Source organism: uncultured Flavonifractor sp., from assembly GCF_944387675.1.
Classification (GTDB): Bacteria; Bacillota; Clostridia; order Oscillospirales; family Oscillospiraceae; genus Flavonifractor.
Genome location: NZ_CALXFV010000163.1, coordinates 1 through 2,802, shown reverse-complemented (window position 1 = coordinate 2,802; position 2,802 = coordinate 1). Strand labels below are relative to the sequence as shown.

Sequence of the window (2,802 nt, the reverse complement as noted above, 5' to 3'; positions counted from 1 at the left end):
GCCACCCCGGTGAACTGCCGGCCCTTCGAGTGGGGGGCGGACATCGTCACCCACTCCACCACCAAGTACATGGACGGCCACGCCAACGCCGTGGGGGGCGCCATTGTGGATTCGGGCCGGTTTGACTGGAATGCCCACGCCGACAAGTTCCCCGGCCTCACCACCCCCGACGAGAGCTACCACGGCATCACCTACACCGAGCGCTTCGGCCTGGAGGGGGCCTACATCACCAAGGCCACCGCCCAGCTCATGCGGGATTTGGGGGCCATTCCCTCCCCCCAGAACTGCTACTACCTGAACATCGGCCTGGAGACCCTCCCCCTGCGGATGGCCAAACACTGTGAAAACGGCCTGGCGGTGGCCAAGTTCCTGAAGGACCACCCCAAGGTGGCCTGGGTGCGCTACCCCAGCCTGGAGGGGGACCCCTACTACGAGCGGGCCATGAAATACCTGCCCAATGGCACCTGCGGCGTGGTGTCCTTCGGCGTGAAGGGCGGCCGGGAAGCGGCCTCCAAGTTCATGGCCGGACTGGAGCTGGCCTCCATTGCCACCCATGTGGCCGACGCCAAGACCTGCACCCTTCATCCTGCCTCCACCACCCACCGGCAGATGAGCGACGAGGAGCTGGCGGCCGCCGGTGTGTCTCCGGACCTGGTGCGGCTCAGCGTGGGCATTGAGGACATCCAGGATATCATGGAGGATGTGGACCAGGCCCTGGCGGAGGTGTAAGCGGTGTACGTGAACCCGGAGCTCTATTCCGCCCCCCCGGCGGAGGCGCGGGACCCCAGAGAGATGGCGGTATATGCCTTCCTGGACGGGCTGGGCATCCCCTACCTGCGGTGCGACCACGACGGGGCCAACACCATGGAGGACTGCAAGGCGGTGGAGGCGGTGCTGGGGGTCCCCATCTGCAAGAACCTGCTGCTCACCAACCGGAAGCAGACCGACTTCTACCTGCTCATGCTGCCGGGGGACAAGCCCTTCAAGACCAAGGACGTCACCGCCCAGCTGGGCTGCGCCCGGCTGTCCTTTGCCACGGCGGAGCAGATGCAGGCGCTGCTGGGGGCCGCCCCCGGCTCGGCCAGCGCCTTTGAGCTGATCCACGACCAGTCGGGCAAGGTGCGCCTGGTGATGGACCGGGAGCTGCTGGCGGGAGAGTCTATCAGCGGCCACCCCTGCTTTTCCACCTCCACCCTCCGGGTGGGCCTGCGCGACTTCCTGGAGCGCTTCCTCCCCGCAGTGGGCCACGTCCCCACGGTAGTGGATCTGCCCTGGCCGGACTGACAGGGAAGAGGAAAACGGGCGGGATGTGAAGCTGCAAGAAAAAGCCCCCTTTAAGGGCGCTGGAGCGTCCTTAAAGGGGGCTTTCTGATCAAGAAACAGTTCAAGCCGCCGTGCAGCCCGGCAACAGGCGCCCTATTCTGTCTCCTCCATTCTCTCAAAGGAAGAGGCGGGCTGCTTGCAGACCGGACAGGTAAAGCCCTCCGGCAGGGACTCACCCTCGTAGATATAGCCGCAGACCTTGCACTTCCACCGGCTCACAGGTCTGGGCGCTTCTTCCGGGCAGGCCTCGTTGCAGGGAATTTGCTCCAGCAACTGCTTGGCCGCCTCCGCAGGGAAGCCCGGGACCGGGGGTTCCGCCACAAACCCCTGGAGCAGCCGGTGGGTATTGGCACTCTGGGGCAGCATATAGCCGGCCTCCCGCAGCAGATCCTCATTGACCAGACGGACAGATTTTCCGACAGCGGTCATCAGTCGGAAAAGGCCGTCGTCCTCTGCCTTCTCCGCCAGCTGGCGGGCCATCCGCTCCTGCTCCGCCTTGCCTTCGGCCAGGCCGTTGGCCTGGGCCACAACCGCCGCCTCCTTTTTCTGCTGGGGCGGATATTGGGTGGGTACCATGGAGATAGCGCCGCTGGGGCAGGCATCGGCGCAGACGCCGCAGCCCAGGCACTTGCTGAGGTCGATGATGCTGTTTTCCGTATCGGTGGCCCCTGTGGGACAGACATACAGGCACAGGCAATCCTTGGTACACAGGCGCAGGTTTCTCACCGCCACTTGTTTCATCTCTCAGCGCCTCCCTTCCACTTTTTCAAACTTCCAGTCGGGTACCTTGCACACGGGGCAGAGCTGAGGGGCGCTGTCCCCCACGTACACAAAGCCGCAGACCGAGCACACCCATACCTGGGTGTCCTTCAGAAAGGCATCCCCCTCCCTGCGGTAGCGGCTGACCAGGGATTCCAGCATACGGGTTACCTTTTCCCCCCAGACGCAGATGCGCTGAGTCCCGCGGTCAGCGGCGGCCACGGCGGCGGCATTCAGCGCGGGATACCCCCTGTTCAGATCCTCCTGGAGCAGTTCCAGCAGCTTGTCCAGATCCCCGTCAGGGACGGGCGGGGTGGCGGCGGTAAAAAAGTCAGCCAGCTCACGGAACAGGGCCGCCTGCTTGTCCTGGTACTGCTTTTCACACCCTCGGGCCAGATTGGAGCATACGGCGGCCAGCGCACCGGCGGATAGCTCCTTTCGCTCCAGCGCAGGGGAAGAGGAGGGGACCGGTGCCGGAACAGGCTGCGGCGCTTCCCGGCGAAAAACACGCTTGTCTGCACCGCACAGCGGACAAACCCAGTCCTCCGGAAGGGCTTCAAAGGGAACACCCTCCTTCTCTTCGTCGTAGATGTAGCCGCAGATTCCACAGATCCATTTGCTCACATGCGTTCCTCCTTTCCTACCAGGCACTTTCTGAGCTGTTTCGGGCCAACGATATTGTAGGCCGCCTGGGTGGGGACGAGTTTATTGTATTTCTCT

4 protein-coding genes are annotated in these 2,802 nt (G+C 64.1%); 2 read left to right on the top strand and 2 right to left on the bottom strand.

Going from position 1 to position 2,802, the window contains the following annotated elements; genetic code table 11:
• Both Q0J74_RS11000 and Q0J74_RS10995 read left to right on the top strand, forming a co-directional pair.
• A partial coding sequence (locus Q0J74_RS11000; protein WP_297214561.1) for a PLP-dependent transferase occupies positions 1-729 on the top strand: 729 nt, incomplete at its 5' end.
• Positions 730-732: 3 nt separating this feature from the next.
• Entirely contained in the window at positions 733-1,284 is a 552-nt protein-coding gene (locus tag Q0J74_RS10995; RefSeq protein WP_297214559.1) for a prolyl-tRNA synthetase associated domain-containing protein, read from the top strand.
• Between the two features lie 132 nt (positions 1,285-1,416).
• Here Q0J74_RS10995 and Q0J74_RS10990 read toward each other — a convergent pair whose 3' ends face one another.
• Both Q0J74_RS10990 and Q0J74_RS10985 read right to left on the bottom strand, forming a co-directional pair.
• Positions 1,417-2,064, bottom strand: a complete 648-nt coding sequence (locus Q0J74_RS10990; protein WP_297214557.1) for a rubredoxin-like domain-containing protein — start codon at positions 2,062-2,064, stop codon at positions 1,417-1,419.
• 3 nt (positions 2,065-2,067) lie between these two features.
• Positions 2,068-2,706, bottom strand: a complete 639-nt coding sequence (locus Q0J74_RS10985) for a rubredoxin-like domain-containing protein (RefSeq protein ID WP_297214555.1) — start codon at positions 2,704-2,706, stop codon at positions 2,068-2,070.
• Between the last annotated feature and the right edge of the window lie 96 nt (positions 2,707-2,802).